Here is a 24,914-nt window from a genome sequence, read left to right on the forward strand (position 1 = left end):
TCTCTCGTGATACGTACCTTCATGTCCCTCGTGATACGTACCTTCCTGGTGATGCCTACGGGTACGGCATGGGTTGTCCCGCTCGGGGCCGGGGTAGGTCCGCACGATGCTTTCCTTACCCGCGTACACCCCGCCGCTGAGCGACCGCTTCGCCGCCGACGGCTATCTGAGACTGCCCTCGCTCATTCCGCCCCGGCTACTGGATGACCTGACGCGCGAGGTGCAGCGGCTGGAAAAGCTCGCCGTGCGCCGGGACTTCGCCATGGCGTCCATGGACGATTCGCCCCGCCACATGACCACCCTCGGCGGTCACGCCATCGACGATGAATCCACGCTGATCCCGGGGCTTTACCGCGACCGGGAGCTCCTGGCGTGGCTCGGCCGGGTCGCCGCCCTGCCCGCGGTCGAGGTCGCCGACCCCCTTGAGCGGCACGTCCTGAACATCCTGCACCGGCCCGGCGACACCCATGGCGCCCACACCGACGACTACCCGCTGGCCCTGGTGCTGTTCATCGAGGCCCCCGCCGACCCGGCCGACGGCGGCCTCCTGCACTACACCGCCCGCACCAGCGCCCTCGACGCCCTGCACGCCACCGCCGCCCACGCCCACCACCGGCGCGGCGACGGCTACCTCCTGCGGGCCGACACCACCGCCCACCGCGTCACCGCACTGCGCAGGACCGGCATCCGCCGTACCGTCCTGAACTTCGCCTACACCACCCCTGACCGGCAGCGGGCGCGCACACCCTCCGCCTCCCAGCTGTACGCGCCCTAGAGCGGCAGCGCGCACACGGCCACGGGGGCCGGGAACGGCTCGCCCGCCAGGCGTAGTTGGCCCTTCGCGCCCACGTGGAAGACGCTCACCGAACTCGACTTCTGGTTCGCCGCGAACAGCAGCCGTTGCGACGGCGAGAAGGCGATGTGCCGGGGGAAGTCCCCGCCGACGGGCACCGTGTCGAGCATCCGCAGCCGGGCGCCGCCCGCCTCGATCGCGTACCGGGTCAGGCTGTTGTGGCCGCGATTGGCGAGGAAGGCGAAGGTGCCGGCGCGTGTGACGAGCAACTGGGCCGGATAGCTGGTGCCTTCGCCCGTGCCCGTGGACTGCGGCTCACCCGGAGTCAGTCGCCCACTGGCGGGGTCGTACGCGCAGACAACCACTGTGTTGTCCATCTCGTTGGCGAGGTAGGCGAACCGTCCCGAGGGGTGGAAGGTGAGGTGCCGGGGCCCCGCGCCGGGGCGGAGCGTGGCGTACGAGACCTGCGTCAGCCTGCCCGCCTTCGTGTCGAGGCGGTAGCTGTACACGGCGTCGGTGCCGAGATCGACGGCGAGGACATGCCCGCCGTCCGGGCTCGTGACGATCTGATGGGCGTGCGGCCCCTCCTGCCCCGGCCCGGGCGGGGGAGCGGAGTGCGTGACGACATCGGTCAACTCGCCAAGCGCGCCGGAGGGTTGGACGGGATGGACGGCCACGCTCCCGGAGAGGTAGTTGGCGCTGAGCAGCCAGCGCCCGCCGGGGTGTACGGACAGATGGCAGGGCCCGGCGCCGCCGGTGCCGCGCGAGCCCAGGACTTCGGGGCCCGCGGGCGAGAGCGCGACCGCGGTCACGCCGCCCTGCTCCTGCTCGTTGACGGCGTACAGGGTGCTGCCCGAAGGGTGGAGGCAGAGGTAGGAGGGATCCGGGACGCCGGTCAGTGTTCCGGTGGCGGTGATGCGTCCCGTGGCGTCGTCGTACGTCGCGAGACCGAGGCCGATGCCGCCGCCGGGCTTGGTGGTGTACGTACCGAGAAGGAGCGGCCGCGTGCGGCGCGGCGGTCGCTGGGGCGACGGGGTGGAAGTGGACTGCGAGGAGGAAAGGGCAGCGGCGTGCTGTGACGAGGTGAGCGCGGCCGCGGCAGCCGTGGCGGCGACGGCTCCGATGAACCCGCGCCGTCCCCGGCCGCGCGCCTCGGGCCGCCCGTCGGACCCCCTGCTCATGCCTGCCTCCATGCCCGCTCCTCCTGTGACGGTGGTGACGCGTGTGACAGACACAGTGCTGCCCAGGGGCCTCATGGACAAGAGGCGCAACCGGAGTTGCGTTCTGTGCAACGGCGGAGTGGGCGTGACGGGACGGGTCAGAGGCTTGTGGCGCGGTGGGTGGCGCGGCCGTCGAGCACCGTGAGCAGGACCGACAGATCCGGAAGATCGGTGGCGTCGGTGGTGAGCGGGTTGTCGGCGAGGACGGTCAGATCGGCGCGGTGGCCGACGGCGAGCTGCCCGGCGTCGTGGTCATCGCCCGCCGCATGAGCGGCGTTCACGGTCATGGCCTGCAGCGACTCCAGCGCCGACAGGGCCTGCTCGGGGCCGTGCGGCGGCCGGCTGAGGTCGCGGCTCGGACGGCGGTGGCGGGCGCCCGCCATGACACCCAGCGGCGGGTAGGGGGCGATGGGCCAGTCGGAGCCGAGGACGACCGTGGCGCCGGAGTCCCACAGATCGCGGCAGCGCCAGGCACGCGACGCCCGGTCATCGCCGAGACGGCGCGACCAGTTGTCGGTGTGGTCGGCCCGGGTGAAGTCGCAGCAGTGCGTGGGCTGCATGGACGCGATGACGCCGAGCTCGGCGAACCGGGCCAGGGTGTCGTCGGGCACCGTCTCGATGTGCTCGATCCGGTGCCGGACGGGGCGCTCCCCCGTGGCCCGCGCCTTCTCCACGGAGTCGAGGACGTGCCGTACGGCCGCGTCACCGATGGCATGCGTGGCGGTGGGCACCCCCGCCCGGTGGAGTTCGCCGACGACGTGGGTGTAGGCGGCGGGGTCGGGCCAGAAGGCGTGTGTGGACTCGCCGTGACAGTCGGGGCGTTCGAGCCAGGCGGTGCCGTTGTCGATGGTGCCGTCCATGAAGAGCTGCCCCGTCTTCCTGCTCGCCCTGATCCTCGGCACGATCGCCATCAACGCCCTCACCGCGTACAGCGCAGGCCTGGCCCTGCAGGCCGTCGGGCTGCGCATCCGCCGCTCGATCAGCGTCATCGTCGACGGGATCGCCGCCGTCTCGCTCACCCTGTACGGACTGCTGGCCTCCAACTTCCTCGACACCGTCAGCAATGTCCTCCAGCTGACCGTCGTCCTGCTCGGCCCGAGCATGGCCGTCTACGCCACGGACATCGTGCTGCGCCGCAACCGCTACGACGGCATAGCGCTCACGGACGAGACACCCGGCAGCCCGTTCTGGTTCACGGCGGGCGTCAACCGGTCGGGTCCGCTGGCGCTCGCCGCCGGTGTCACGGCGGCCGCCCTGTGCGTGAACACCGCGTACACGGGACCGGTCGCCGACACCCTGGGACGCGTTGATCTCGCCCTGCCCGCAGGCATGTTGGTGGCATCCGCGGTCTATATCCTCATGACACGCTGCACCCGCGACGGGCTCGGAGGAGTGCCACGGGCATGAGCCCCCACCTCCGCTTCCGATAGAAGGCTACGGAGAGTTACGGTCTTAGAATTGCCGCCAAGTTGCCCCCACTTGCGACCGGTAGCGCCACCGCGAGGCATGAATAGCACCTGAACGGGCAAGATGTAGATGCCATACTCGGCGCCGCCCCGGACCCAGGCGGCTCCCGGTGCCGGTCGGACAGGCCGTACCACGCGCGGATTCGTCACTCTTCGTATGCGGGGAAGGGAAGTTGGGGGTAGCCCATGGGCATATCCGACCCGAGCTTTGGGCTGCGTCACCGTGTGGTGGAGGGGCTGACCGTTCTGACACTCCACGGCGAACTGGACGCCTGGGCGGAGCAGGAACTCGAGCCGTGCTTAAGGGAGTTCCTCGACCGCTCGGGCTCCGACGTGGTGGTCGATCTGCGCCAGGTCACCTTTCTGGACGCCGGCGGCCTGCGGCTCCTCGTGCGCATCAGAAACCGAACCGCCGCCACGGGCCGCGCCCTGAGACTCGTCCGCTGCGCTCCCCGCGTCTGGCGGGTCATGGGCATCACCCGACTCGACCGCAGCTTCACCGCCCTGGACGCCCTGCCCGCCGAACTGGAGGTTCCTGACGGCGATGACGTCCCGGCGTGAGGCGCGGGTCGGGACGGGGGCCGACTGGCCTCCGCCGTGGGCGGATGGCTGGTTTCGGCCCGCCGCCGCGGAAGGCGGCCACTGAGAGCCACTGCTCGGATACGGTGTGCGAGTTGTTTTCGTTTCTCGTCCCGTATCTGTGCCCGTTTCCCGTGGGCACGCGAGGAGTTGCCGAGTGGACCGCAGTTCTGTGATCCGGATCCGTACTGTTCTTGCCGCGCTGGGTGTCGCGACCGCCATGGCGGCGGCGCCCGCCGCGACGGCGGCGTCGGAGTCGAAGGCCGCGGCGACGTCGAAGCCGCACGAGCCCTGCACCGGCGAGTTCCAGAAGGACGCGCGGCTCGGCCCGAAGTGGCTGCCCAAGAAGTGGCAGGAGCCGGTCGGCCCGCTGCTCAAGGGCTGGAAGCGGACGGGTGACCTGACGCCGTCGTCGTTCCTGAAGAAGTACTGGGAAGGCCCCGCGGACACGGGCAGCTGGAAGTACCCGCCGAACGACGGCTTCGAGACGGTCAACGGCCAGGTCGACAAGCACCCCGAGGAGCTGGAGGAGGGCGAGTTGCTCGACCGCTTCGGCTCGGAGTACGGCTCGTTCCTGGCCCCGGCCGGTGACCCGTACGCCAAGCGCGCACTGCCCCCGCAGAACCTCAACACCCGTGATGCCGCAGTCGCTTGCGACTACCGCGTCTACGAGGTGAGCAAGCCGTTCTACGTCTGGCAGGGCAGCATCGCCCCCTGGTTCGAGCAGCCGGGTCACGGACAGCAGATCAAGCTCGACGCGGTGTTCCTCGACCCGGGCGAGGGACAGCGCCTGAACGTGAAGTGGCTCCTCGAGCACGGCTACCTCGAGCCGGCGAACGGCTAGCACACCGATGGACATCCGTGGACTGCCCGCCGCCCTGCGCGAGGCCGGTGTCGCCGACGGCTACTACTGGATCGAGGGCGTCCACGAACCGGCCCCCACGCCCCCCGACTTCGTCTACCTGCGGCGGACCGAGGACGGCGGGGCGTGGGAGACCGGGACGTACGAACGCGGCACGCACCACCCCATCACCCGGCACGCGGACGAGGCGGAGGCCTGCGCACAGCTGCTGCGGCTACTGGTGTGAGCCGGCGAGAGCCTCGTGCTCGCAGGCGTCGTCGATGCCGTACGTGTCCCAGGCGGGGAACGGGTCGAGGTCGAGCGGCGGAAGGCTCTCGCCATCGGCCATCAGGCACCCGGCCAGCGCCGCACGCAGCGCATCGGCCCGCAACCCGGTCCCGATGAAGACCAGTTCCTGCCCCTGGAAGTCCTCCGCGTCGCGCGCGGCGGACGGTTCGAAGCGGGCGACGGACCCCGCCTGTGACCACAATCCGGTCACGTTCGGACGGCTGGCGAGCCAGAAGAAGCCCTTGGAGCGCAGCACGTCCCCGAAGGCCCCGCTGTCCAGGTCCTGCGTGACGAAGTTCCACAACCGCACGGGATGGAAGGGGAGTTCGGCACGGAAGACGGTGCTGGAAATGCCGTACTCCTCGGTCTCCGGCACATGGTCCCCGTTCAGCTCCCGCACCCACCCCGGAGCCTGCTGGGCCCGCTCCAGGTCGAACAGGCCAGTTCCGAGGACCTGTTGGAGATCCACCCGGCCCTGGGTCGCGGGCACTACGCGGGCGAGCGGGTTGAGGCGCGCGAGGGTGGCGGTCAGCCGCTCGGCGTCCCGCTCGTCGACCAGGTCGAGCTTGTTGAGGACGATGACGTCCGCGAACTCGATCTGGTCCATGAGGAGATCGCTGACCGTGCGCTCGTCCGCTTCGTACTGATCAAGACCCCGCTCGGCCAGGCCGTCGCCGCCCGTCAGCTCCGGCAGGAAGTTGGCGGCGTCGACGACCGTCACCATCGTGTCGAGCCGCGCGAGATCGCCGAGGGTGGCGCCGTCGTCGCGGGGGAACTCGAAGGTGGCGGCCACCGGCATCGGCTCGGAGATGCCGCTGGACTCGATGAGGAGGTAGTCGAACCGCCCGGCCCTCGCCAGCCGGTCGACCTCCTCAAGGAGGTCGTCGCGCAGGGTGCAGCAGATGCACCCGTTGGTCATTTCCACGAGGCGTTCCTCGGTGCGCGAGAGGGCGGCCTCGCCGCCCCGCACGAGGGCGGCGTCGATGTTGATCTCGCTCATGTCATTGACGATCACCGCGACGCGCAGGCCATCGCGGTTGCCCAGGACATGGTTGAGCAGGGTCGTCTTGCCCGCGCCGAGGAAGCCGGACAGGACGGTGACCGGCAGTCGCTCGGCCATCCCGTCAGCCCTCGGGGCGCAGCAGGCCGCGCTCGTACGCCTTGGCGAGGCGCTGGGGAACGAGGTAGGCGGAGCCGTCGACGGTGACCGGCACGAGCTGCGGGGTGCTGGCCTTCCACTGGGCGCGCCGGTGGCGGGTGTTGCTGCGGGACATCTTGCGCTTGGGTACGGCCATGGGTTCTCGGGTTCCTTTCTCGGTGGTGCGGCGTCGAGGCTATATGAAAATGGATCCCATTACGAATTGGGGGATCGGGACTCAGCGGGGCATCGGGATCTCGAAGTGCACCGTGCCGACGCCGGGGCCGTGCTCGCCGGTCGTCCGGGCGTCGAAGACCTCCTTGGCGATGCTGCGCCAGAACCCTTCGGCGCCCTCCGCGTGCACGTTCGTGTGGAGGTAGATGGCGTCGTATCCGGGCGTCGCGGCGGCGAAGTCGCATGCCGCGCGCACCAGGGTCCGCGCCAGGCCGTGGCGCCGGTGCTCGGCCCTGACGTAGACGCGGACGATCTGCGCGGTCGTGCCCGACGGGTAGCGCTCGGCGAGCCGGCGGGGGTGCGGGGGATGGGCCGGGCCCACTGAACGTACGCCGGTCGTGGCCACCACCTCGCCGCCGTGCAACGCCACCAGGAGGAGGTGTCGCGGGTCGTTGAGGTAGGTGTCCGCGAGGTCGATGACGTCCCGGTGCCATGCGGGCGTGTAGCCGTATCCGAAGTCCCGGTAGAAGGTGTCCAGCATCAGCCGGCGTGCGCCCTCCAGGTCGGCGGTCGTGGCGGGGCGCACGGTGTACGAGGGGTGTGACGCGCCCTCGGGGGTGTTGGTCATCGGGGTGCTTCCTTCGGGGGTGGGTGCAGGGGCTGGCGAGCCGTCAGGTGACAATGAAAACGATTGTCGATAACGTATGCCCGCGTCAAGGCGGGCAGGCCCGCGGCAGTGAGCGGCCGCGAACTGGCGGGATCCGGCCCGGTCTTGGCGTGCGCCAAGCGCTCCGCTGGAGGTGCGGTGATGGACCTCCAGGCCGGTGGGGGCTGGTCGCGCAGTTCCGCGCGCCCCTTGCCGGGCGCGGCACCGCCCCGGTCTTCGCCGAGTCTGCCTGGCCGCGGCGCAGTCGTGGGGCACGCAGCCACGCGGTTCCGATGAGTCACCGCAGTCCCTCAGCCCGCAGTTCCGATGATCCGCCGCCGTCCCGCAAGTCCCCGTCCCGAACTTCCGCCGTCCCGCGAGTTCCGCGGACCCCTACCTCCCCCGTCCTACGAGTTCTGCAGTCCCGCCAGCCCTGTACCCCCGCCCCGCCGCGTTCCGCAGTCCCGCACGTCGGGTCCCCGCCTGCGCAAGCGCTCGTACACCAAGGACACCCGCATGAACGACGTCCCCGTCAACGATCCCCGACCGAACGGCCTGCGCCGCAGGGGCCTTCTGGCCGCCGGCGGGGCGGCCGCCGGGCTCGGCGCGCTCGCCCTCACCGGCTGCGCCGGGTCGGACACACCCGCCGCCGGTGCGGACGCCGAGGGCGACGGCAAGCCCCGGCGTGGCGGACGGCTGCGCGCCGCGTTCGCCGGCGGCGGTGCCAGCGAGACCCTCGATCCGCACCGGGCCAACCTCTTCGCCGACGCCGCCCGCGCCAAGGCTCTCTTCGACAAGCTCGCCGACTACGGCGCCGATCTGTCCGCCCGGCCCCGGCTCGCCTCGGCATGGCGGCCGAACAAGGGCCTCGACCGCTGGAAGGTGACCCTGCGCAAGGCCTCCTTCCACGACGGCAGGCCCGTGACCGCCGACGATGTCCTCTACAGCTACCGCCGCATCGCCGACCCCGCCGAGGAGTTCCGGGCCAAGGCGTCCCTGGAGCCCATCGACCTGAAGGCCAGCCGGGCCCTGGACGATCGGACCGTCGAGTTCGTCCTCAAGCGCCCGACCGCCGAATTCCCCAACGTCCTGGCCGCGTTCGGCGCGTACATCGTGCCCAAGGGCGCCGACGACTTCGACAAGAAGCCGGTCGGCAGCGGTCCGTTCCGCTTCGTGTCCTTCGCGCCCGGCAAGTCCGCCGTCGTCAAGCGCAACGACGCCTACTGGGACGGCGCCCCCTACCTGGAGGAGCTGGAGTTCGTCGTCGCCAACGAGGAATCGGCGCGCGTCAACGCCCTCCTCGGCGGCCAGATCGAGTACGCGCATGAGCTCAACCCCGCCACCGCGCGGGCCCACGAGAAGAAGGGGCAGATCGAGATAGTCCGGCTGCGCAACAGCGCCATGCAGGGCTTTGTCATGAAGACCGACCGGCCGCCGTTCGACGACCGGCGGGTCCGCGAGGCCTTCTTCCTCATCGCCGACCGCAAGGAACTGGTCGACGGCGCCCTGTCCGGCGCGGGCGAGATCGGCAACGACCTCTTCGGCAAGGGCTACGAGTACTACGCGGGCGGTCTGCCGCAGCGCGAACAGGACCTGGACCGCGCGCGGGGGCTCCTCAAGGAGGCCGGGGCCCAGAAGCTCGAAGTCACCCTCGACACCTCCCCGGTCGCCGCCGGATTCACCGAGGCCGCAGCGATCTTCCGGGACCAGGCGGCCCGGGCCGGAGTGACCGTAAAGATCAAGACCGGGAGCAAGGACAGCTACTGGAGCGACATCCTCGACTCCGGGACCTTCGCCTCCTACCGCTCCGGCGCCATGCCCATCGAGTCCCACATCTCGCAGCGCCTGCTCACCGACTCGACCACCAACGCCACCCACTGGAAGCACAAGGACTTCGACGCGCTGTATCAGCAGGCGCAGTCCACCAAGGACAAGGAGGACCGCGCCGCCGTGTACGCGCGCATGCAGCGCCGACTGCACGCCGAAGGCGGCTTCCTGATCTGGGGCTTCGCCGACTGGATCCTCGGCACCGCACGTACCGTGCGCGGCGTCGAGGAGAAGGCGCCGGCCAACTCCCTGGACTGGGCGCGCTTCGACAAGGTCTGGCTGGCGTGAGCGGACTGCGGACCTGGGTCGCCCGGCGGCTGCTCCTGGGCCTCGCTCAGACGGCGGCCGTCGTGCTGCTCGTCTTCGCCCTCACCGAGGCGCTGCCGGGCGATGCCGCCGTGGCGCTCGCGGGAGACCAGCCCGACCCCGAGCGGATCGCGGCGATCCGCGAATCGCTGCAGCTCGACCGGCCCGCGTACGAACGCCTCGCGGACTGGGTGGCGGGCCTGCTGCGGGGCGACTTCGGCACCTCGCTGGCCTCGGGGCGGCCCGTCGGCACGTACATATCGGACGGTCTCGAACCGACCTTGCTGCTCGCCGCGGTGACCGTGGTGCTCCTCGTGCCGCTGGGTGTCGGTCTCGGTGTGCTGTGTGCCAGGCACGAGGGGCGGTTCGTGGGCCGGATCGTCAGTTCGGTGACGCTCGGGGTGTACGCGGTCCCGGAGTTCGCCTTCGGCGTGCTGCTCGTCACCGTGTTCGCGCTGCGCCTCGGCTGGCTGCCGCCGACCGCCGTCGGCTACGGCACGGATCTGCTCGCCCACCCCGCGCCGCTCGTGCTCCCCGTCCTCGTCCTGCTCTCGCGACCGGTGTGCTCCCTTGCCCGACTGGTGCGGGCCGGCATGATCGACGCGCTGGCCTCGCCGTACGTCGCCCAGGCTCGCCGCTACCGCGTTCCTGGTGCACGGATCCGTTACGCGCATGCGCTGCCCAACGCCGTCGCGCCGGCCGCGCAGCAACTGGCCCGCACCATCGACTGGTTGCTGTGCGGGGTCATCGTCGTCGAGGCGCTGTACGTCATCCCCGGCCTGGGCACGGTCCTGATGAACGCCGTCGCCGAACGGGACGTCCCCGTGGTGCAGGGCCTCGCGGTGCTCTTCGGGCTCACCGCGGTCGTCCTCAACCTCGGTGCCGACCTGGTCACGCACCGGTTCGCACCCCGGACGGGGGTCGCGGCATGACGGTCTTCACACGTGTCGGGGCGGGGCGTCTCCTGCTCGGCCTGGTGATCCTGGGCATACCGCTCGCGCTCGCGCTGCTCGGCCCGCTCTTCGTCGGCGCGCCCGGCCCGAGGGCGGCCTCCTTCACGTCCGGCGACGGGCACTGGCTCGGCACCGACTTCGTCGGCCGGGACGTATGGGCCCAAGTGCTGCTCGGCGGACGGTCCGTGGTCGTTGTCGCGCTCGCCGCGACGGCGCTCGCCTACCTGGTGGCGCTGCCCCTCGGTCTCATCAGCGCGCTCACCCACCGGACCTGGCTCGAAGAGCTGCTGATGCGGCCCCTGGACGTCCTCCTGGCCGTGCCGTCGCTGCTGCTGATCCTGCTGGTCGCCGCCGTCCTCTCGCCGGGGACGGTGGGGCTCGCCCTCCTGGTGGCCCTGGTCAACATCCCCGACGCCGCGCGGATCGTGCGTGCCGCCGCGGCGGAAGCGGCCGCGCGCCCGGCCGTCGAGGCGCTGCGCATGCAGGGTGAGACATGGTGGCGCATGGCTGTCGGCTATGTCGGCAGGTCGATGACGCGCACCCTCGCCGCCGACGCGGGCATCCGGTTCACCGGCGTGCTCTATCTCGTGGCCACCGCCGCGTTCCTCGGCGTCGGGGTCGAACCGGACGCCTCCGACTGGGCGGTGATGGTGGACCGCAACCGTACGGGCCTGTTCCTCCAGCCCTGGGCCGTGGTCGTCCCCGCCCTGCTGATCGTCGCCCTGACCATGGGCGGCAACCTGCTGTTCGACGCCGTACTGGAAAAGAGGAAGCGCGCGTGACCGCCGTCGCGGAGATCAAGGACCTGCGGGTCGAGACGGACGGAGGCAGGGCGATCGTCGACGGGGTGAGCCTGCGTGTCCTGCCGGGACGGGTCACCGCGCTGGTCGGTGCCTCCGGGAGCGGCAAGTCGACCACGGGCCTCGCGCTCCTCGGCGAGTATCCGCCGGGTGCGCGGGTGACCGGCGACGTGCTTGCCCCCGGCGGCCTCGTCGGCTACGTCCCCCAGCACCCCGGTGCCGCCCTCAACCCCGCACGCCGCGTCGGTGCCCTGCTGCGGGACATCGCCCGCGGCCGGGTGCGGAGCCGGCCTCGGTCCGAACGCAGGGCGGCAGCACGGGAGTTGATCCTTCAGGCCCTCGCCGACGCGCAGCTCCCGGAGGGTGAGGCCCTGCTGCGGCGCCACCCGCACCAGCTCTCCGGCGGGCAGCAGCAACGGGTCGTCCTGGCTCAGGCGCTGCTCCTCGGCGCACGTGTGGTCGTCGCGGACGAGCCGACCACCGGGCAGGACGCGCTGACCAAGCGGCGCATCGTCGACCAGTTGGCGGCGATCGCCCGACAAGGCATCGGTGTCGTCCTGCTCAGCCACGATCTGGACGTGGTGCGGGCCCTCGCCGACGACGTCCTCGTCCTGCGCGGCGGCCGCGTGGTGGAATCCGGCCCGGCTCAGGAGCTGTGGCACGCGCCGCGGCATCCGTGGACTGCCGAACTCCTGGCGGCGGACGGCATGGTGGTGCACGAGCCCCGCTCGGGTGGACGTGACGTGCTGCGCATACGCGACCTCACCGCCCGGCACCGCGACGGTGCCGGCAAGGCGGTGCACGTCCCCGAACTCACCCTCCAGGCCGGTGAGATGCTGGCCCTCGTCGGCCGCTCCGGCAGCGGCAAGACGACCCTGGCCCGCTGCCTGGCGGGACTCCACCGGGACCACGACGGCGAGATCCACCTCGACGGGGCTCCGCTGCCCCGCAGCCTGCGTGACCGCGACCGCGGACAACTGGCCGCCGTGCAGTACGTCTTCCAGGACGCGCGGGCCGCGTTCGACGAGCACCGCCCGGTGCTCGACCAGGTGGCACGCACGGCCGTACGGCTGCGCGGAGCGGACCGGGAGCAGGCCAGGGCCGAAGCGCTGAGCACGCTCACGTCCCTGGGCCTCGGCGACGACCTCGTACGGCGCGGCCCCGAACGGCTGTCGGGCGGTGAGCTCCAGCGCGCCGCTCTGGCCCGGGCGCTGCTCGCCCGCCCCAAGGTGCTGATCTGCGACGAGATCACGTCCGGACTCGACGCGGTCACCCGGCGCGGCATCCTCGACACGCTCACCGGGCTCCTGAACGACCGAGACGGTCTGACGCTCGTCCTGATCACCCACGACCTGGCCACCGCCGCGACCGCGGGGCGGATCGCCGTCCTCGACGCCGGTGAACTCGTCGAACAGGGGTCGGCGGAGCAGGTGCTTGCCTCGCCGCGCCACCCGTTCACCGCCGCGCTGGTGGAGGCGACGGAAGGCCTGGTCCAAGGCCGCAGTTGACAGCCCGAACACGCCCGCGACAGCATCCCGCCGATGGAGATCAACGACCTGACCCCGGCGGAAGTCCGCGTCTGGCAGGCTTTTCCGCTCGGTGAGCGTGTCGACTTCCGCGAGAGCCCCGGGGACGACGCCCTGGCCGGTGGGTCGTGGGGGCCCGAACGGACCGTGCGGGCCGAGGTACTGAGGGCGCTGCTGCTCAACGGGCCGACGCGGGACGGGGAGATAGCCGGCCTGAAGCTGCTGGGCGCGCGGATCACGGGGCGGCTCGAGCTCATGTACGGGACGGTCGAGTACCCCGTCCGGATGCGCGCCTGCCACTTCGACGAGACGCCGAATCTGTACGGGGCCCACGTTCCCGCCCTGGTGCTGAGAGACTCGGTCCTGCCGGGGCTGACCGCGGGAAACCTCAGTGTCGAGCTGGTCCTGCGCATCGCCTGCTGTCGGATCACGGGTCCCGTGCGGCTCGGGGGCGCGCGGATCAACGGCGCCTTCTTCGTCAACGGCGCGGAGCTGGGCACGCCGCCCGTTCCTGGTGAGCCGCCCGAGCAGGACACGCCGGACGCCGAAGCGGTGCTGCAGCTGAACCACGCGGAGATCGGCGCCGACGTATGGGCTGTCGGCCTTGTCGCGCACGGCCAGGTCCGGCTGAAGGGAGCCACCGTCGGTGGCCAGGTCAACCTCGACGACGCCGAACTGAGCACCCCGGGTGGAGTCGCCCTGCACGCCGAGACCTTGTCGGTCGGCACCGACCTGCGGGCCATGCGGCTGCGGGCCCGCGGCACGGTCAATCTGAGCGGCGCCCGCATTCCGCGCCACATCAATCTCGCCTACGCCCGTCTCTCCCACCCAGAGGGGTCGGCGCTGCGTGCCAGTAGCTGTGTCATCGGCGAGCTGTGGCTGCGGGAGGCCGCCCCGATCGAGGGTGCCGTCAATCTGCGCCGCTCCCAGCTGGACCTGCTGCACGTCCCTCCGGAGGTATGGCCGGATCAGGTCAAGCTCGACGGGCTGAGCTACCAACGGCTCGCCCCGCACCTGCCCGCCGAGCAGCGCCTTCCGCTGCTCGAACGTGAGGCGGGCGGCTATCTCCCGCAGGGCTACGAGCAGTTGGCCGCCGCGTACCGCACGGTGGGGGACGAGTCGGCGGCCCGCACCGTCCAGCTGGCCAAGCTCCGCCGCCATCGCGCCACCCTGCCCCCGTACGCCAGGATGTGGGGCCATCTCCAGGACGTCACCGTCGGCTACGGCTTCCGGCCCATGCGCGCCGCCGGATGGCTGTTCGTCCTGCTGCTCGGCGGCGCGCTCGCCTTCGCCCTGCACCATCCGCCCCGGCTGAAGTCCGACGAGGCCCCCGACTTCAACCCCGTGTTCTACACCCTTGACCTGCTCCTCCCGATCATCGGCTTCGGGCAGGAGACGGCGTTCGCGCCGGAAGGCTGGTACCAGTGGCTCTCGTATCTGCTGATCGCCACGGGCTGGGTCCTGGTGACGACGGTCGCGGCGGGCATCTCGCGCTCGCTCAGCCGGCAGTGACCGCGAGCGCCCAGGCGATGTAGGCGGCGTTCACGGTCAGCCGGGCCGTCACGCCCCAGGGGCTGCCGAGGAAGCCCGGGCGAGTGCGGGTGTGGAACGCGGCGTCGAGATGCGACACCTGAAAGGCGCTCAGCAGCGCGACCGCGGTCCAGCCGCCGACCGTGCGGGTCGCGGGGGCGAACAGCAGGGCGGCCGTGGCGAGTTCGGCCACCGCGCTGCCGACGACGAGGGCGGTGGGGGAGGGGAGCCACCGCGGGACCAGGGTGCGGAAATAGGCGGGGAACAGGAAGTGCGTGACGGCCGTGACGGTCAGGAAGGCCGCCAGGGCCAGGGCTGCGAAGTCGGACATGCGGCGATGATCGGGGCGTGGGCGGGGCCGCGTATTGAACAGAACGCGCGCGTGATGAACAGAACGCGCGACTCCCGGGTGCGGACGGGGCAATGATCGATATCCTCCAGCGGAAACGCTCAAACGAACACCCGATGGGTACGTCGCGAGGGGGCCGGCAGCATGCGAGAGCCGAGGGAAGTCAGGCGGCAGCGGATACTCGCGGTCGTGGAGTCGCGCGGTACGGCGCGGCTGAGTGATCTCGCCGCCGATCTCGAGGTCTCGGTGATCACCGTGCGCCGCGATGTCGAAGACCTCGCCCGGGAGGGCCGACTGCGGCGCGGCCACGGTGTTGCGCGCTCGGTCGGGCCCGTGGAACGGAGCACGGCGCCCGCCGAACCGGTGGCGTCCGGGGAGGCCGTGGCGCTGATGGTGCCGGAGCGGCACACCTACCTGTACGAGACGATGCACGGGGCGCGGGGCGCCTTGAGCGAGGCGGGGATGCGGGTCGCCCTGCACATCGCGCCGCAGGTGGAAGGCGCCGAACGGCCGCTCGTGGAGCGGGTGTTGGCCGAGGGCGTGCGAGGGCTGCTCATCGCTCCGCGCTGGCGCACCGCGGCCGAGGAGGAGGCGGATTACGCCTGGCTCGCCGCGGCCGGTGTGCCCACGGTGGTGATGGAGCGGCGGCCGCGGGCCGGAAGTGTGCTGCACGCCATGGACTCGGTGTGCACGGACCACTGGTTCGGCATCCACCTCGCCGTCGACCACCTCGTGCGGCTCGGCCACCGCCGGATCGTCCTTGCCGCGCGTGACGACAGCCCGACGGCCCGTGCACTGCGCGCGGCCTTCGCCGAGATCGCCGCCTCCCGGGCGGAGATCGAGGACTGGACGGTGGTGCTCAGCGCCCGCGACGCCGGCCCAGGGCGGGCACGCGACCCCCTTGACCTCGCGGCGCTGCTGCGCGAGCGCCGCGCCACGGCCGCCGTCCTGCACGGCGACGTCGACGCGCTGATGCTCGTGTCGCAGCTCATCGACGGCGGGGTGCGGGTGCCGCAGGACTGCTCGGTGGTGGCGTACGACGATGTGGTGGCCGCCCTTGGCAGCACCCCGCTGACCGCGGTGTCCCCGCCGAAGCACGAGGTGGGACGGGTCGCGGCCCAGCTCCTGCTGCGCCGGTTCGCCGAAGCGGAGACGTCAGGCGCCGGACGGCCGCAGCGAGTTGAGCTCCTTCCGGAACTGAAGGTCCGCGGCTCCGCCACCCACCCCGCGATCGTTTGACCGCTTAAGTTTCTTTTGATCGGTCTATTGACCGGCATCGTTCACGCGATCAGGATTCCCGTGTCCCGAACAAGAGCCGCGGGAGGCACCCATGCCCGGTCGACCGAGTCGCCGGTCCCTGCTCGCCGTGACAGCCGCCGTTCCCGCGGCAGGCGCGTTGAGCGCCTGCTCGGGCAGCGATGGCCGCACGGCGCGCACCAAGGGCGGCAGTACACGCATCACCTTCTGGTCCGCGCTGCGCGGCAGCCAGGAAGTGGTCGACGCGTTCAACAAGACCCACGACCGAGTCCAGGTCGAGTTCCAGCAGATCCCGTCAGGGGCGATGGGCGGCTACGCCAAACTCAGCAACGCCGCCCGCGCGGGCAACGCCCCGGACGTCGCCACCATCGAATACCCCCAGGTCCCCGGCTTCGCCATCGACGGCGTCGCCCGTGACCTCACCCCGCTCCTGACCGACCGGCTGCGCGCCGAGCTGCTCCCGCAGGCCCTCGGTCTGACCACGTTCGAGAAGCGGGTCTTCACCGTTCCGCTCGACGTGGAGCCGATGGTCCTGCACTACCGCACAGACCTGTTCAAGGAGTACGGCCTTCAAGTCCCGCGCACCTGGGACGAGTTCGCCGAGGCCGCCCGCACCGTACGGGGAAAGTCCCGCGACCGGCGGCTCGCGCTCTTCCCCACCGACGGCTTCACCCAGTTCGCCGCGTGGGCGTGGCAGGCGGGCGCCCGGTGGTTCGACACCCGCGACGGCGCCTGGAACGTCTCGCTCGCCGACCGGCCGACGCGCAAGGTCGCGGCGTACTGGCAGCGGCTCGTCGACGAAGACCTGGTCTTCGCCAACGCCTCCGAGAGCAGACAGCACGACTCGCAGCTCGGTGAGGGCCTGGTCCTCGCCCGGCTCAGCGGCGCCTGGGACGCGGGCGCGCAGATGAACGCGAGGCCGGGCCAGAAGAAGCAGTGGGCGATCGCCCCGCTCCCGCAGTGGGACCCCGACCACCCGGTTGTCGGCACCCACGGCGGCTCCACCTTCGCCGTCACCAAGGACAGCCAGAACCCGGAAGCCGCCATGGAGTTCATCGAGTGGCAGGTCTCGCACCCCGACGCCCTGCGCGCACGCCTCTCCAGCGGCACCAGCAGCCAGTACCCCGCCGTCCCCGGCCTGGTCTCCGTGGGTCGCGCCGCCTTCGACCGCTCCTACTACGCGGGCCAGGACATCTACCGCCTCTTCCAGGAACAGGCCGACACCATCCGGGACGGCTGGGTCTGGGGCCCGCGGATGACCGCCACCCAGCGGGTGATGCAGGACGGCTTCGCCCGCGCGGGCGGCGGCCAGGGCTCACTCATCGACGCCGTGCACGCGGCGCAGGACGGCACCATGCCGGACCTCAAGGCCCTCGGCCTCTCCACCACCGAGCGCAGCACATGACCGGCGCGAGCGCCGCAGGGCGAGGCCAAGCACCCCGTACGTACGCCACAGAGCACCAGCAGAAGGGCGGGTGACCCCCGATGACCACGACCGCGCCCCCGGCCCGCGCCGCCCGCACGGCCGATGCCCCCACCGCCGCAGGTGGCGCCCGCGCCGGCGCGCGCCGCCGTGAACACATGGCGTGCGGCGTCCTGATGACCCCCTTCCTGATCCTGCTGGCGACGGTCTTCCTGCTACCCGTCGGCACCGCGGTCTGGCTGAGCTTCTTCAGCGACGACCAGCCCGGCCTCGGCTTCGGCCCGGAACGCACCGTCTTCGTCGGCCTGCGCAGTTACACCGCCGTCCTGACCGACCCGACCTTCATCGGCAGCCTCGGCCTGGTCGCCCTCTACTGCCTCATCTACATCCCGCTGATGGTGATCGGCGCCTTCGCTCTGGCCCTGCTGCTCGACTCGGGCGTCGTACGGCTGCGCGCCTGGGCGCAGTTGAGCCTCTTCCTGCCGCACGCGGTCCCCGGCATCATCGCCGCCCTCATCTGGCTCTACCTCTACACCCCGGGGCTCAGCCCGGTCGTCGAACTGCTCGCCAAGGGCGACATCACGCTCGACTTCCTCGGCGTGCACACCGTGCTCCCGTCGATCGTGAACATCGCCCTGTGGAGCAACCTCGGCTACAACATGGTGATCTTCTACGCCGCCCTGCAGGCCGTACCCCGCGAGGTGATCGAGGCCGCGGTCGTCGACGGCGCAGGACCCGTGCGCACCGCACTCCAGGTCAAGGCGCCGCTGGTGCGCTCATCCATCGTGATGGTCGCCATGTTCACCCTGATCTGGGCGCTGCAGCTGTTCACCGAGCCGATGCTGCTCAGCCAGTCGTCCCCGATGATCAACTCGCGTTTCTCGCCCAGCATGTACATCTACGACGCGGCCTTCACTCGCAACAACTACGGCCTGGCGGCGGCCGCTTCGGTGATCCTGCTGCTGTGCACGGTCGCCCTCTCGTACGGCGTCACCCGCTGGACGAACCGCTCCCAGAAGGAGGCCGCACGATGAGCGCCGACACCCTCACCGCGGGCCGCCCACGCCTCCTGGGCCGCACCGTCGTCAACACCGTGGTCGGCATCGCGGTGCTCTACACCCTGCTGCCCGTCCTGTGGCTGGTGCTCGCCGCGTCCAAGAACCGGGACGCCCTGTTCAGCAGCGACTTCTTCTCGCCGGCCGACTTCTCCTTCGTACAGAATCTGCGCGACCTGTTCGCGATGGACGGCGGCCTGTACGGCCGCTGGTACACCAACAGCCTGCTGTACGCCGTCCTCGGCGCCGCGATCAGCGCGCTGATCAGCGTCGCCTGCGGGTACGCCTTCGACAAGTACCGCTTCCGGCACAAGGAGAAGGTGTTCGGCCTGGTGCTCGCGGCGGTGATGGTGCCGCAGACGGTGCTCGCCCTGCCGCTGTATCTGATGGCGTCGGCCACGGGCGTCGTCGACACCTTCTGGGCGGTGTTCATCCCGGTCCTCTTCAACCCGTTCGGCGTCTATCTCGGGCGGATCTTCAGCCAGGGGTACGTTCCCGACGAGGTGCTCGAAGCCGCGCGGATGGACGGTGCGGGGGAGCTCACCACGTATGTGCGCGTCGCCCTGCGGATGCTGGGCCCCGGCCTGGTCACGGTGTTCCTCTTCCAGCTCACCGCCATCTGGAACAACTTCTTCCTGCCCATGGTGATGCTTTCGGACGAGAAGCTGTATCCCGTCAGCCTCGGCCTCTACACCTGGAACAGCTCCGCAAGCGTCTCGCCCGAGTACTACCCCGTGGTGATCATGGGTTCGCTCCTCGCGGTGCTTCCGCTGATCCTCGCCTTCATCCTGCTGCAGCGCTTCTGGAAGTCGGGCCTCACCGCGGGCTCGGTCAAGTGAGCCAATGGGAAGGGGCCATGTGAAAGGGAACGTGTTGATGAACGGCAGCCACCGTCCGCACACCGCGCTCGCCATGGCGCCGGACGCGGCGAAGGCCGTGCTCGGGCCCGGCGCCCTGACCGCGCTCGGCCAGGTCTGCGATCTGGTGCCGGACACCGTCCTCGACGACTTCACCACCGCGAGGGCCCGCTCCGTGCTCGCGGACGTCGAGGTCCTCGTCACCGGCTGGGGCTGCCCGCCCCTCGACGCCGCCGCGCTCGCGGCGGCACCCCGGCTGCGGGCCGTCGTGCACACCGCAGGATCGGTACGCGGGCACATCACCGGGGAGTGCTGGGAGCGCGGCATCGAGGTGTCGTCGGCCGCCGCGGCCAACGCGCTGCCCGTCGCCGAATACACCGTCGCCATGATCCTGCTCACCGGCAAGCAAGTCCTCGAGCGCGCCCGTGAGTTCGGCGCCACCCGCCGCCGCGACGACTGGCTCGGCGTCTCGCAGAGCATCGGCAACTACGGCCGTACGGTCGGCATCCTCTCCGCATCGATGATCGGCCGGCGGGTGATCGAACTCCTGCGGCCGTACGACCTGAGGGTGCTGCTGCACGACCCGTACGTCAGCGACGAGGAGGCGGCGGCGCTCGGCGTACGGTCCGTCGGCATCGAGGAACTGTTCGCGGGCAGCGACGTCGTCAGCGTGCACACACCGCTGCTGCCCGCCACCCGCGGCCTCGTCGGCCACGACCTACTCGCCGCGATGCGCCATGACGCGGTGCTCATCAACACCGCTCGCGGCGCCGTGCTCGACCAAGAGGCCCTCACCGAGGCCGCCACAACCGGCCGCATCCGGGCCGTCCTCGACGTCACCGACCCCGAAGTGCTGCCCCCCGACCACCCGTTGTGGGACTGCGACAACGTCACGATCACGCCGCATCTCGCAGGATCGCAGGGCAACGAGTGGGGGCGCCTCGCCGATCTCGCCGTCGCCGAGCTCGGCCGCTGGGCGGCGGGCGACGGCTTCGCCCATCCCGTACGACGCGAAAGGCTGGCCTACCTCGCATGAGCATCCCCGGAATGCCCGAAGAAGACCGGGAGTTGAGCCCGCACACCGGCTACACACGCGAGCACTGGGAAGCCACAGCCGACGGCCTCCTGGGCGCCGCCCGGCAGTGGGCGACACCGCGCGGTGCCCTCCTCGACCTGCCGGGACGGCCCTCCGCGTCGGGCGTGCGGTCGGACGGCCTCGAGGGATACGCGCGCACCTTCCTCGCCGCCGCGTTCCGGGTAGCGGGCGCCGATGGCAAGGACCCGCACGGATGGCTCGACCGGTACGCGCAAGGACTCGCCGCGGGCACCCGCACACCGGGCCGCGACGACACCGAGTCCTGGCCGGTCATCCTCGACCACCACATCCAGGGCCAGCCCATGGTCGAATCCGCCTCCGTGGCGCTCGGCCTGCGGCTGACCCGCCCCTGGCTGTGGGACCGCCTCGACGGCGACGTACAGGACCGCGCGGAGGAGTGGCTGCGCGGCGCGCTCCGCCACGTCCCCGCACCGAACAACTGGTACCTCTTCCCGTACACCGTGGCCGGTTTCCTGGAGTCGGTGGGCCGCGGGGGCGCTGAGACGGCCCGGATCCGCGACCGGGCCCTCGAACTCCTGGAGAGCTGGTACCGCGGCCAGGGCTGGTACGCCGACGGCGACGGCCGCGCCTTCGACCACTACAACGGCTGGGCGCTGCACCTCTACCCGACACTCGATGCCCAACTGTCCGACGAAAAGCGCCAGTTGGCGTTCCACGGCCCACGTCTGCGTGAACTCCTGGAGAGCTTCGGGCTCCTCTTCGGAGGCGACGGCGCCCCGATCCACTTCGGCCGCTCCCTCACCTACCGGTTCGCCGCGGCGGCGTCCGTCGCCCTCGGCGCGGTCACCGGCCACACGCCGCTCACCCCCGGCACCTCGCGCCGCCTCCTGAGCGGATCGCTGCGCTACTTCCTCGACCGCGGCTCCGTCGGCGACGACGGCCTGCTCAGCCTCGGCTGGCACGGCCCCCACGAGGCGAGCCTGCAGAACTACTCGGGGCCCGCGTCGCCGTACTGGGCGTCGAAGGCGTTCGTCTGCCTGCTCGCCCCGGCGGGCCACCCCCTGTGGACGGCGACGGAGGAACCGGCGCCCAGCGAGACCCGCGACCGGGTGCTCGCGCTGCCCGCGCCAGGACTGCTGGTGCACAGCACCCGCGCGGACGGGGTGGTCCGGCTGCACAACCACGGCAGCGACCACGCGCGCCCGCACGAGGCGCAGTCGGCCGTGCACGAGGACCCGCTCTACGCCCGCCACGCCTACTCCACCCGCACGGGCCCCACGGCACGCGGCAACACCGCGGACAACCACATCGCCGTAGAAGTGGCGGGCATCCGCAGCGCCCGCTGCCGCATCAAGCCGCTCGGCGCCGACAACGGGGCGGACTGGGGCTGGGCCGCGTCCCGGCACACTCCGGTCTTCGTCAGCGGCCCGCCCATGGTGCCGGGCCTGAGCGTGGAGAGCGTCACCGTGGCCAAGGGCCGGTACGAACTGCGCGTGCACCGCGTCACCGGCGCACCGCACGGCGCCCGCGTCACACAGACGGGCTGGGCCACCGGGCCCGAGGAGAACCTGCACTCCGCGCTCCATCCGCTGCACGGCTGGACCGCCCAGGACGAACAACGCGCACCCCAGGGCACCGCGTTCACCCGGTGGGCCCGCATGCCGCGCCTCACCGCCGACACGGAGGGCACATCCCTCTACGCGGCCCTCGCCCTGCTCACCGCGGAGCCGGAACCCGGGCCCCTGGTGGATGCGGTCACCGGCGTGGACGCGACAGCCGAAGGGGTCGAGGTGCGGTGGGCCGACGACGGCTCCACCACCCGGATCTCCTTCGAACCCCTTGCCGTGGAACACCTGGAGGCTCCGGTGGGCTGACGGTTCAGGGGGGGTGGGCTTTTGGCTCGGCGGTTGGGCACACTGGCGGACCATGGGCACGTTCACCGCCGGGCACGGCATCACCGTCTTCGCCGAATCCCGTCCGTACGAGGTGACCCGGCACCGGCATCCCGCCTGGAAGCTCGTCCTGCCGACCGGTGGACACGTCACCGTCGGGGCCGATGCCGGGGCGGGCGTGCTGGTGCCGCCGCGGTTCGAGCACGGCTGCGGCACCTCGTCGGGCTTCGCCGCCGTCTTCCTCGAACCGTGGCAAGTGCCGGGCGCGGCCCACGCCGTGCGGCCGGTCTGGCTCGACGGGGCGCGAACGGGGAGGCTGCGCGACGCGCTGGGGCCGCAGCTGGACGGAGCTGCGCTGCGCGCCGAACTGGCCGCGTTCGCCGGGCCGCCGACCACCGTCGACGCACGCGTGCGGCATGCGGTCCTGGCCTGCGGCGGGGCCGCCCGGCTCGAGGCCGTCGCCTCCGAGGTGGGGCTCTCCCCGGCGCGGCTGCGCACGCTGGTCCGCACGGAGGTGGGTATCCCGCTCGGCACGCTGCGGCAGTGGGAGCGGCTGCGGACCGCGATCGGCTCGCTCGTCGAGGGCGGTACGGACATCGCGGAGGCCGCAGCAGCCGCCGGTTTCGCGGACCAGGCGCACCTCACACGCACCGTCCGCAAGCTGGTGGGCCGCACGCCGGGCTCGCTGCGGCGCGGCCGGCTTGACCCTCACGCCGCGTCAGGCTGCAGGCTTCAGTCCGACGAAAGGCGAGGTCCATGAGTTACACCGTGGGGCAGGTCTCCGGGTTCGCCGGGGTGACCGTCCGTACCCTGCATCACTACGACCGGGCCGGGCTGCTCACCCCCAGCGAGCGCAGCCCCGGCGGCTACCGCCTGTACAGCGAGGCCGACCTGGCCCGCCTGCAGCAGATCCTCTTCTACCGCGAACTCGGCTTCGCCCTGGAGGAGATCGCGGAGATCCTCGCGGACCCGCAGGCCAACGCCCTCGACCAGCTGCGCGCCCGGCACAAGGCGCTGGTCGAGCAGATCGGCAGACTGGGGCGCCTGGTGGAGGTCGCCGAGCGGGCCATGGAGGTCCAGCAGACCGGCGTACGGCTCAGTCCGCAGGAGCGGTTCGAGGTGTTCGGGGAGATCACCTTCGATCTGAGTTACGCCACCGAGGCCGAGCTGAAGTGGCAGGGCAGCGCAGGCCACCGCGAGGCGATGAGCCGCGCCGCCGCCCACTCCAAGGAGGACTGGGCGCTGCTCATGAGCGAGGCGGCGCGGTGGCGCGAGCGGCTCGTCGCGGCGTTCGATGCGGGAGAGCCCGCCGGGGGAGAGCGCGCGATGGCCCTTGCCGAGGAGCACCGCAGGCACATCTCCCGCTGGTTCACCCCGTGCCCGCCCGACATGCACATCCGTGTCGCCGACGATTTCGCCGAGGATCCGAGGGCCTTCGCGCTCGTCGTGCCGCCCTCCCAGCAGCGGCCCGGCCTGGCGATGTTCCTGCGTGCCGCGGTGCTCGCCAACGCCCGGGCCAACCCTGAAGGTAAAGCTAAACCTGAGGTTGAGGGTGGGGTCGAGTCCGGCCTGGGGTCACTCGCTGAGAGCGAGGAAAGCTGATGCGCGTCCTGATCACCGCGGCAGGGTCGTACGGCGATGTCGCGCCGTACACCGGACTCGGCGCCCGGCTGCGCGAAGCGGGCCACGACGTCGCCCTGGCCACCCAGAAGACCTTCGCGCCGCTCGTCCGCGGCGCGGGCCTCGCCTTCCGTCCGCTGCCCGCCGACCCACACGCTTCCGGCGGCGGGAGCGGCGGCAAGCGGGAGCTGCTGCGGGCGGCCGCGTCGTTCGTACGCGAACTGGGGTCCGGGCTCGTCGACGCGGCGGAGCACGGCGGCGGCGCTGACATCCTGCTGCTCTCGACGACCACGGCCCCGCTCGGCTGGCAGCTGGCCGAGGCCATGGGCGTACCGACCCTGGGCGTATACCTGCAACCCACGCACCCCACACGCGAGTTCGCACCGGTCCTCAGTGGTGCCCGTTCCCTCGGCGGCCCCGGCAACCGCGCGATGGGCCGCTTCTCGCTGCGGATGACGGACCGCGTCTATGCCGACGCCGTCCGGGACTTGCGGAGCCGACTCGGCCTGCCCGAGGCCGCGCCCGGAGCCGTTCGGCGCCGGCGGGAAGAGGCCAAGTGGCCGGTCCTGCACGGCTTCAGCCCGGCCGTGGTGCCCCGGCCCGGAGATTGGCGCGATGGCCTGGACGTCGTCGGCAACTGGTGGCCGCACCACGACCCGGGCCGCCCGCTGCCCGCCGCCTACGAGGACTTCCTGCGCGCGGGCCCGCCGCCCGTCTTCATCGGCTTCGGCAGCATGGCCGCCGGTGAGGGCGAACGGCTGGGCGAGATCGCCGTGGCCGCCTTGCGCAAGGCCGGGCTGCGTGGAGTGCTGCAGGAGGGGCGGGCGGGCCTGATGGCGCACGGCGACGACATCCTCACCGTCGACGAGGTGCCTCACGCACTGCTCTTCCCGAGGATGGCCGCGGTCGTCCACCACGCGGGCGCGGGCACCACGGCGGCGGCGCTGCGGGCCGGGGTCCCCGCGATCCCCGTCCCTGTCATGGCCGACCAGCCGTTCTGGGCCGCACGCGTAGCCGCCTCGGGCGCCGCCACCACGCCGATCCCCTTCAAGGACCTCACCGCGGAGCGCCTGGCCGAGCAGCTCGGCCGCGCCGTGCGCGAGGAGTCGCTGAGGGTGGCGGCCGAGGGCATCGCCCGCCGGATGGGCGGGGAGGACGGTGCGGGTCATGTCCTCAAGGCGGTGGAGGGGTTGGGCGCGCCCCGAAGGGGCGCGGGGCTGTGACAAGTGCGGCTCCGCCGCGAAGGGGGTCCCCCTGTTCGAGCGAAGCCGAGAACTTGGGGGAGCGACCAGCCACGACGCAGCCGCAGACGAGCGA

The 24,914-nt window shown here is 71.7% G+C and carries 23 protein-coding genes and 2 pseudogenes; 19 read left to right on the top strand and 6 right to left on the bottom strand.

The features are described 5' to 3' along the window. The first annotated feature begins 106 nt into the window (after nucleotides 1-106). Complete coding sequence (locus AB0O76_RS40265; protein WP_365502040.1) at nucleotides 107-775, top strand: hypothetical protein; 669 nt, start codon at nucleotides 107-109, stop codon at nucleotides 773-775. Here the strand turns inward: AB0O76_RS40265 and AB0O76_RS40270 are convergent. Continuing rightward, a complete protein-coding gene (locus AB0O76_RS40270; protein ID WP_365502042.1) occupies nucleotides 772-1,974 on the bottom strand; it encodes a lactonase family protein in 1,203 nt (400 codons plus the stop codon). The genes AB0O76_RS40265 and AB0O76_RS40270 overlap by 4 nt on opposite strands. A 137-nt stretch (nucleotides 1,975-2,111) precedes the next feature. Continuing rightward, a pseudogene (locus AB0O76_RS40275) lies at nucleotides 2,112-2,882 on the bottom strand (amidohydrolase family protein); the annotation flags it as partial. 1 nt (nucleotide 2,883) lies between these two features. Between AB0O76_RS40275 and AB0O76_RS40280 the strand changes: the two are divergent. The 4 genes and pseudogenes from AB0O76_RS40280 to AB0O76_RS40295 form a co-directional block, all read left to right on the top strand. Continuing rightward, a pseudogene (locus AB0O76_RS40280) lies at nucleotides 2,884-3,420 on the top strand (cytosine permease); the annotation flags it as partial. Between the two features lie 245 nt (nucleotides 3,421-3,665). Beyond that, nucleotides 3,666-4,040, top strand: a complete 375-nt coding sequence (locus AB0O76_RS40285; RefSeq protein ID WP_365502044.1) for an STAS domain-containing protein — start codon at nucleotides 3,666-3,668, stop codon at nucleotides 4,038-4,040. Between the two features lie 190 nt (nucleotides 4,041-4,230). Next, the gene (locus tag AB0O76_RS40290; RefSeq protein WP_365502110.1) at nucleotides 4,231-4,902 is read left to right on the top strand and encodes a TNT domain-containing protein; all 672 of its coding nucleotides are present in this window, start codon (nucleotides 4,231-4,233) and stop codon (nucleotides 4,900-4,902) included. 7 nt (nucleotides 4,903-4,909) lie between these two features. Next, complete coding sequence (locus AB0O76_RS40295) at nucleotides 4,910-5,146, top strand: hypothetical protein (protein ID WP_365502046.1); 237 nt, start codon at nucleotides 4,910-4,912, stop codon at nucleotides 5,144-5,146. Here the strand turns inward: AB0O76_RS40295 and AB0O76_RS40300 are convergent. The 3 genes from AB0O76_RS40300 to AB0O76_RS40310 all read right to left on the bottom strand — a co-directional run bounded on the left by AB0O76_RS40300 (nucleotide 5,135) and on the right by AB0O76_RS40310 (nucleotide 7,127). Further along, nucleotides 5,135-6,307: a GTP-binding protein gene (locus AB0O76_RS40300; protein WP_365502048.1), complete on the bottom strand. Its 1,173-nt coding sequence runs from the start codon at nucleotides 6,305-6,307 to the stop codon at nucleotides 5,135-5,137. The two genes, AB0O76_RS40295 and AB0O76_RS40300, sit on opposite strands and share 12 nt — an antisense overlap. A gap of 4 nt (nucleotides 6,308-6,311) precedes the next feature. Continuing rightward, on the bottom strand, nucleotides 6,312-6,482 hold the full coding sequence (rpmF, locus tag AB0O76_RS40305) for a 50S ribosomal protein L32 (protein WP_135332135.1): 171 nt from the start codon (nucleotides 6,480-6,482) through the stop codon (nucleotides 6,312-6,314). 81 nt (nucleotides 6,483-6,563) lie between these two features. Continuing rightward, complete coding sequence (locus AB0O76_RS40310; RefSeq protein WP_365502050.1) at nucleotides 6,564-7,127, bottom strand: GNAT family N-acetyltransferase; 564 nt, start codon at nucleotides 7,125-7,127, stop codon at nucleotides 6,564-6,566. 534 nt (nucleotides 7,128-7,661) lie between these two features. On the opposite strand from AB0O76_RS40310, the gene AB0O76_RS40315 reads away from it, so the two are divergent. The 5 genes from AB0O76_RS40315 to AB0O76_RS40335 are packed head-to-tail and all read left to right on the top strand — an operon-like array spanning nucleotide 7,662 to nucleotide 14,069. After that, nucleotides 7,662-9,260 carry an ABC transporter substrate-binding protein gene (locus AB0O76_RS40315; RefSeq protein ID WP_365502052.1) on the top strand — a complete coding sequence of 533 codons (1,599 nt, stop codon included), beginning with the start codon at nucleotides 7,662-7,664 and terminating at the stop codon, nucleotides 9,258-9,260. Beyond that, nucleotides 9,257-10,210, top strand: coding sequence for an ABC transporter permease (locus AB0O76_RS40320; RefSeq protein WP_365502054.1), 954 nt, complete (start codon nucleotides 9,257-9,259; stop codon nucleotides 10,208-10,210). Before AB0O76_RS40315 ends, AB0O76_RS40320 begins: the two co-directional genes overlap by 4 nt. Continuing rightward, on the top strand, nucleotides 10,207-11,013 hold the full coding sequence (locus AB0O76_RS40325) for an ABC transporter permease subunit (RefSeq protein ID WP_365502056.1): 807 nt from the start codon (nucleotides 10,207-10,209) through the stop codon (nucleotides 11,011-11,013). The genes AB0O76_RS40320 and AB0O76_RS40325 overlap by 4 nt, the downstream gene beginning before the upstream one ends. Further along, nucleotides 11,010-12,539, top strand: a complete 1,530-nt coding sequence (locus tag AB0O76_RS40330; RefSeq protein WP_365502058.1) for an ATP-binding cassette domain-containing protein — start codon at nucleotides 11,010-11,012, stop codon at nucleotides 12,537-12,539. Before AB0O76_RS40325 ends, AB0O76_RS40330 begins: the two co-directional genes overlap by 4 nt. A gap of 33 nt (nucleotides 12,540-12,572) precedes the next feature. Further along, on the top strand, nucleotides 12,573-14,069 hold the full coding sequence (locus tag AB0O76_RS40335) for a membrane-associated oxidoreductase (RefSeq protein WP_365502060.1): 1,497 nt from the start codon (nucleotides 12,573-12,575) through the stop codon (nucleotides 14,067-14,069). Here the strand turns inward: AB0O76_RS40335 and AB0O76_RS40340 are convergent. Continuing rightward, nucleotides 14,056-14,418, bottom strand: a complete 363-nt coding sequence (locus AB0O76_RS40340; RefSeq protein WP_365502062.1) for a hypothetical protein — start codon at nucleotides 14,416-14,418, stop codon at nucleotides 14,056-14,058. The two genes, AB0O76_RS40335 and AB0O76_RS40340, sit on opposite strands and share 14 nt — an antisense overlap. A 162-nt stretch (nucleotides 14,419-14,580) precedes the next feature. Here AB0O76_RS40340 and AB0O76_RS40345 point away from each other — a divergent pair, with 162 nt between their 5' ends. The 9 genes from AB0O76_RS40345 to AB0O76_RS40385 all read left to right on the top strand — a co-directional run bounded on the left by AB0O76_RS40345 (nucleotide 14,581) and on the right by AB0O76_RS40385 (nucleotide 24,820). Then, nucleotides 14,581-15,675: a substrate-binding domain-containing protein gene (locus AB0O76_RS40345; protein WP_365502064.1), complete on the top strand. Its 1,095-nt coding sequence runs from the start codon at nucleotides 14,581-14,583 to the stop codon at nucleotides 15,673-15,675. Between the two features lie 91 nt (nucleotides 15,676-15,766). Further along, nucleotides 15,767-17,098, top strand: a complete 1,332-nt coding sequence (locus tag AB0O76_RS40350; RefSeq protein ID WP_365502066.1) for a sugar ABC transporter substrate-binding protein — start codon at nucleotides 15,767-15,769, stop codon at nucleotides 17,096-17,098. Between the two features lie 80 nt (nucleotides 17,099-17,178). Continuing rightward, the gene (locus AB0O76_RS40355; RefSeq protein WP_365502068.1) at nucleotides 17,179-18,150 is read left to right on the top strand and encodes a sugar ABC transporter permease; all 972 of its coding nucleotides are present in this window, start codon (nucleotides 17,179-17,181) and stop codon (nucleotides 18,148-18,150) included. Beyond that, nucleotides 18,147-19,010 carry a carbohydrate ABC transporter permease gene (locus AB0O76_RS40360; RefSeq protein ID WP_365502070.1) on the top strand — a complete coding sequence of 288 codons (864 nt, stop codon included), beginning with the start codon at nucleotides 18,147-18,149 and terminating at the stop codon, nucleotides 19,008-19,010. The genes AB0O76_RS40355 and AB0O76_RS40360 overlap by 4 nt, the downstream gene beginning before the upstream one ends. A gap of 37 nt (nucleotides 19,011-19,047) precedes the next feature. Continuing rightward, nucleotides 19,048-20,064, top strand: a complete 1,017-nt coding sequence (locus AB0O76_RS40365) for a hydroxyacid dehydrogenase (RefSeq protein ID WP_365502072.1) — start codon at nucleotides 19,048-19,050, stop codon at nucleotides 20,062-20,064. Next, nucleotides 20,061-21,959 (top strand): DUF2264 domain-containing protein, encoded by a 1,899-nt coding sequence (locus AB0O76_RS40370; RefSeq protein WP_365502074.1) that lies wholly within the window; start codon nucleotides 20,061-20,063, stop codon nucleotides 21,957-21,959. Before AB0O76_RS40365 ends, AB0O76_RS40370 begins: the two co-directional genes overlap by 4 nt. 52 nt (nucleotides 21,960-22,011) lie before the next feature. Then, nucleotides 22,012-22,737: a helix-turn-helix domain-containing protein gene (locus AB0O76_RS40375; RefSeq protein WP_365502076.1), complete on the top strand. Its 726-nt coding sequence runs from the start codon at nucleotides 22,012-22,014 to the stop codon at nucleotides 22,735-22,737. Next, nucleotides 22,734-23,579, top strand: coding sequence for a MerR family transcriptional regulator (locus AB0O76_RS40380; protein WP_365502078.1), 846 nt, complete (start codon nucleotides 22,734-22,736; stop codon nucleotides 23,577-23,579). The genes AB0O76_RS40375 and AB0O76_RS40380 overlap by 4 nt, the downstream gene beginning before the upstream one ends. Continuing rightward, nucleotides 23,579-24,820: a glycosyltransferase gene (locus AB0O76_RS40385; RefSeq protein ID WP_365502080.1), complete on the top strand. Its 1,242-nt coding sequence runs from the start codon at nucleotides 23,579-23,581 to the stop codon at nucleotides 24,818-24,820. The genes AB0O76_RS40380 and AB0O76_RS40385 overlap by 1 nt, the downstream gene beginning before the upstream one ends. Nucleotides 24,821-24,914 lie beyond the last annotated feature (94 nt).

This window comes from Streptomyces sp. NPDC086554, from assembly GCF_040686095.1.
GTDB lineage: Bacteria > Actinomycetota > Actinomycetes > Streptomycetales > Streptomycetaceae > Streptomyces.